Source organism: Pseudoalteromonas sp. S1650, from assembly GCF_005887195.1.
Taxonomy (GTDB): Bacteria; Pseudomonadota; Gammaproteobacteria; order Enterobacterales; family Alteromonadaceae; genus Pseudoalteromonas; species Pseudoalteromonas simplex.
Map to the genome: position 1 here is coordinate 1 of NZ_PNDF01000129.1, position 3,966 is coordinate 3,966.

The window sequence follows — 3,966 nt, forward strand, 5'->3', positions numbered from 1 at the left end:
AACCACTAACCACTAACCACTAACCTGCTTTTTTCTCCCCTAATCTTGATTTTATTCTTATTGTCGCCATATCTATTCAGTAATCTTGTTTTCACCCTTTTTATGGGGTTAGATCAAAGATTATGGCTGATTTTTAAATTTTCTTGCTGAAAATCCATATCTTCATAAACAGAAGGTTTGATGTTGCGCAGACTCTGGTATGATAGCGCACGAAATAAGCGGTGTTTTGAACAGCGTACTGATAAATTGTTAATTAATATGCCCTACATCATGAGCATAAGCGCATATTAATTATCAATTGAAGAAAGTGGGTTAGCTAATGACTAGCTAACAAAGAATATATTGTAACGGTTTTATCATGATATCTAATTTATTTACCAAGATTTTTGGTAGTCGCAATGACCGCACTATTAAAAACCTAAGAAAGACGGTCGCTCTAATTAATGCGCTTGAAAAGCAATTAGAAGCGCTTTCTGATGAAGATTTAAAAGCAAAAACAGCTGAATTTAGAGAGCGTTACGATAACGGACAAAGCCTAGATGATATCTTGCCAGAAGCATTTGCTGTGGTACGTGAAGCATCTAAGCGTGTAAATGGCATGCGTCACTTCGACGTACAGCTACTAGGTGGTATGGTTTTACACCAAGGTCGCATCGCAGAAATGCGTACCGGTGAAGGTAAAACACTAACAGCAACACTACCTGCATACCTTCGTGGTTTAACAGGTAAAGGTGTTCACGTAATTACCGTGAACGACTACCTTGCAAAACGTGACGCCGAAACTAACCGCCCATTATTTGAGTTCTTAGGCCTAACAGTAGGTTGTAACGTACCAGGCATGATGCCACAGCAGAAGAAAATCGCTTACGCTGCTGACATTACTTACGGTACTAATAACGAATTTGGCTTTGATTATCTGCGCGATAACATGGCATTTAGCATTGAAGAGCGTGTACAACGCCCACTTTACTACGCCGTAGTGGATGAGGTGGATTCAATCCTAATCGATGAAGCGCGTACGCCGCTTATTATCTCAGGCCCAGCTGAAGACAGCTCAGAGCTTTACATCGAAATCAACAAAATTGTGCCTGACCTAGAGCTACAAGAAAAAGAAGATGAAGAAGGCGTTGAAGGCGACGGCGATTACACTATTGATGAAAAGTCTAAGCAGGTTCACCTTACAGAGCGTGGTCAAATTAAAGTCGAAGAGCTACTAATTGAGCGCGGCTTAATTCAAGAAGGTGATTCACTTTACTCAGCTTCAAGCATCACATTATTAAGCCATGTGTATGCGGCACTTCGTGCTCACAAGCTTTATCAAAAAGACGTTGATTACGTTGTAAAAGAAAACGAAGTTATCATCGTTGATGAGCATACTGGCCGTACAATGGAAGGCCGTCGTTGGTCAGAAGGTTTGCACCAAGCTGTTGAAGCAAAAGAAGGTGTACGCATTCAAAACGAAAACCAAACATTGGCATCAATCACATTCCAAAACTACTTCCGTTTATACGACACGCTAGCGGGTATGACAGGTACAGCAGACACAGAAGCGTTTGAGTTCCAGTCTATCTATGGTCTAGACACAGTAGTAATGCCAACGAACAAACCGATGATCCGTGACGATCGTGCTGACCTTGTATACCTAACACAAGAAGAAAAGTACGAAGCAATCCTTGCTGATATCAAAGATTGCCAAGAACGTGGTCAACCGGTACTTGTGGGTACTATCTCTATCGAAAGTTCTGAGTACTTATCGCAGTTCTTACGTAAAGAAAAAATTAAGCACAACGTACTTAATGCTAAGTTCCACGCACAGGAAGCAGACATCGTTGCTGATGCAGGTTTACCTGGCACAGTAACTATTGCAACTAACATGGCCGGTCGTGGTACCGATATCGTGTTAGGTGGTAACTGGAACAGTGAAGTTGAAAAGCTAGAAAACCCAAATGATGAACAAATCAAAGCGATTAAAGATGAGTGGCAAAAACGCCACGATGCAGTAATCGAAGCGGGTGGTTTACACATCATTGGTACTGAACGTCACGAGTCTCGTCGTATCGATAACCAGCTACGTGGTCGTTCTGGTCGTCAAGGTGATGCGGGTTCAAGCCGTTTCTACTTATCAATGGACGACGCGCTAATGCGTATCTTCGCTGGTGAGCGCATGACTAACATGATGCGTAAACTAGGTATGCAACGCGGTGAAGCAATTGAGCACCCTTGGGTTAACCGCGCAATCGAAAACGCACAACGTAAAGTTGAGGCACGTAACTTCGATGTTCGTAAGCAATTACTTGAATACGATGATGTAGCGAACGACCAACGTCGTGTTGTTTACTCGCAACGTAATGAGCTACTTGAAGAAGGCGATATTTCAGAAACTATCACTGCAATTCGTGGCGATGTGCTAAACGGTACAATCGACCAGTACATTGCACCGCAAAGCCTTGCTGAAATGTGGGATATCCCGGGTCTTGAGGAGCGCTTAAAACAAGATTTCTTAATCGAGCTGCCTATTTCACAATGGCTAGCTGACGATAGCAAACTATACGAAGAGAAACTTCGTGAGCGTATCGAAGAAGCGGTTGAGCAAGCATACAAGCAAAAAGAAGAGATGGTAGGCGAGTCTGTACTACGTCAATTCGAAAAAGCGATTATGCTACAAAGCCTAGACCAACATTGGAAAGATCACTTGGCTGCGATGGACCACCTTCGTCAAGGTATCCACTTACGTGGTTACGCACAGAAGAATCCTAAGCAAGAGTACAAGCGCGAGTCGTTTGAGCTATTCTCTGAAATGCTAGAGAACTTAAAAGTCGACGTTGTGGGTATTTTAAGTAAAGTACAAGTTCGCGCTGAAGAAGATGTTGAAAAAGTTGAAGAGCAACATCGTCGTAGCGAAAATGCGCCACGTGAATACCAACACGAAGAAGCTGAGCACATCGGTGGCGAAACACCAGAAGGTGCTGTAGTTACACAACGTGCAGAACCTAAAGTAGGCCGTAACGAGCCGTGTCCTTGTGGTTCAGGTAATAAATATAAGCAGTGTTGCGGTAAATTAAAATAACCAAAACACGGTGATAAAAAGCGACGCTTGCGTCGCTTTTTTTATGATTAAGGAAACAACAAATGACTAAAAAAGTAGTGCATGTTGCAGTTGGTGTTATTTATAAAGATCAGCAATTATTTATTTGTAAACGCCCAGACGACAAACACCAAGGCGGCTTATGGGAATTCCCCGGCGGTAAAGTAGAGCAGGGCGAAAGCGTATTTGCTGCGCTACAGCGCGAGCTATTAGAAGAAGTAAACCTAACCGTAAATGGCAGTGAAGAACTAATGGTTATCGAACATGATTACGGTGATAAATGCGTACGCTTAGATGTGCACATTGTTGATGATTTCACAGGCACAGCCCATGGCGCAGAAGGCCAACAAGGAAAATGGGTCGCACTCAACGAGCTTGATGATTACAGCTTCCCTGCCGCCAATGTTGAGATTATCGAAAAGATAAAGCAGAAGTACGAGCAGTAACAGCCGTCAGCTTTCAGCTGTCAGTTTCTAGCCGAGCGGTGTTGTTTGCGGGTTCTTTATTAATTTGCAATCTTGGTGCTGAATGTAAGACGCGCCAAGCAAGCGTGACGCCTACGATTGATGTAGGCGTGAAATTTATTTCGCGCGAAAAAATTGCACAAAGAGCAGTGAATGAGAAAAGAATGAGGAAGTGATAATAATGCTTTTTTGTATTCTCTTAAGCGCAGCGCCTCTTATCCTCTTTGTGAGTCATAGAAACATTGCGCGATATAAAATCGCGCCTACAATGCAACCACTAACCACTAACCACTAACCACTAACCACTAACCACTAACCACTAACCACTAACCTGCTTTTTTCTCCCCTAATCTTGATTTTATTCTTAATGTCGCCATATCTATTCAGTAATCTTGTTTTCACCCTTTTTATGGGGTT

The 3,966-nt window shown here is 42.7% G+C and carries 2 protein-coding genes; both read left to right on the plus strand.

What is annotated here, in order from left to right; translation table 11 throughout:
• Positions 1 to 358: 358 nt before the first annotated feature.
• Positions 359 to 3,067, plus strand: coding sequence for a preprotein translocase subunit SecA (secA, locus tag CWB80_RS21805; protein WP_138602786.1), 2,709 nt, complete (start codon positions 359 to 361; stop codon positions 3,065 to 3,067).
• Between the two features lie 62 nt (positions 3,068 to 3,129).
• Positions 3,130 to 3,531 (plus strand): 8-oxo-dGTP diphosphatase MutT, encoded by a 402-nt coding sequence (mutT, locus tag CWB80_RS21810; RefSeq protein ID WP_138602788.1) that lies wholly within the window; start codon positions 3,130 to 3,132, stop codon positions 3,529 to 3,531.
• Positions 3,532 to 3,966 lie beyond the last annotated feature (435 nt).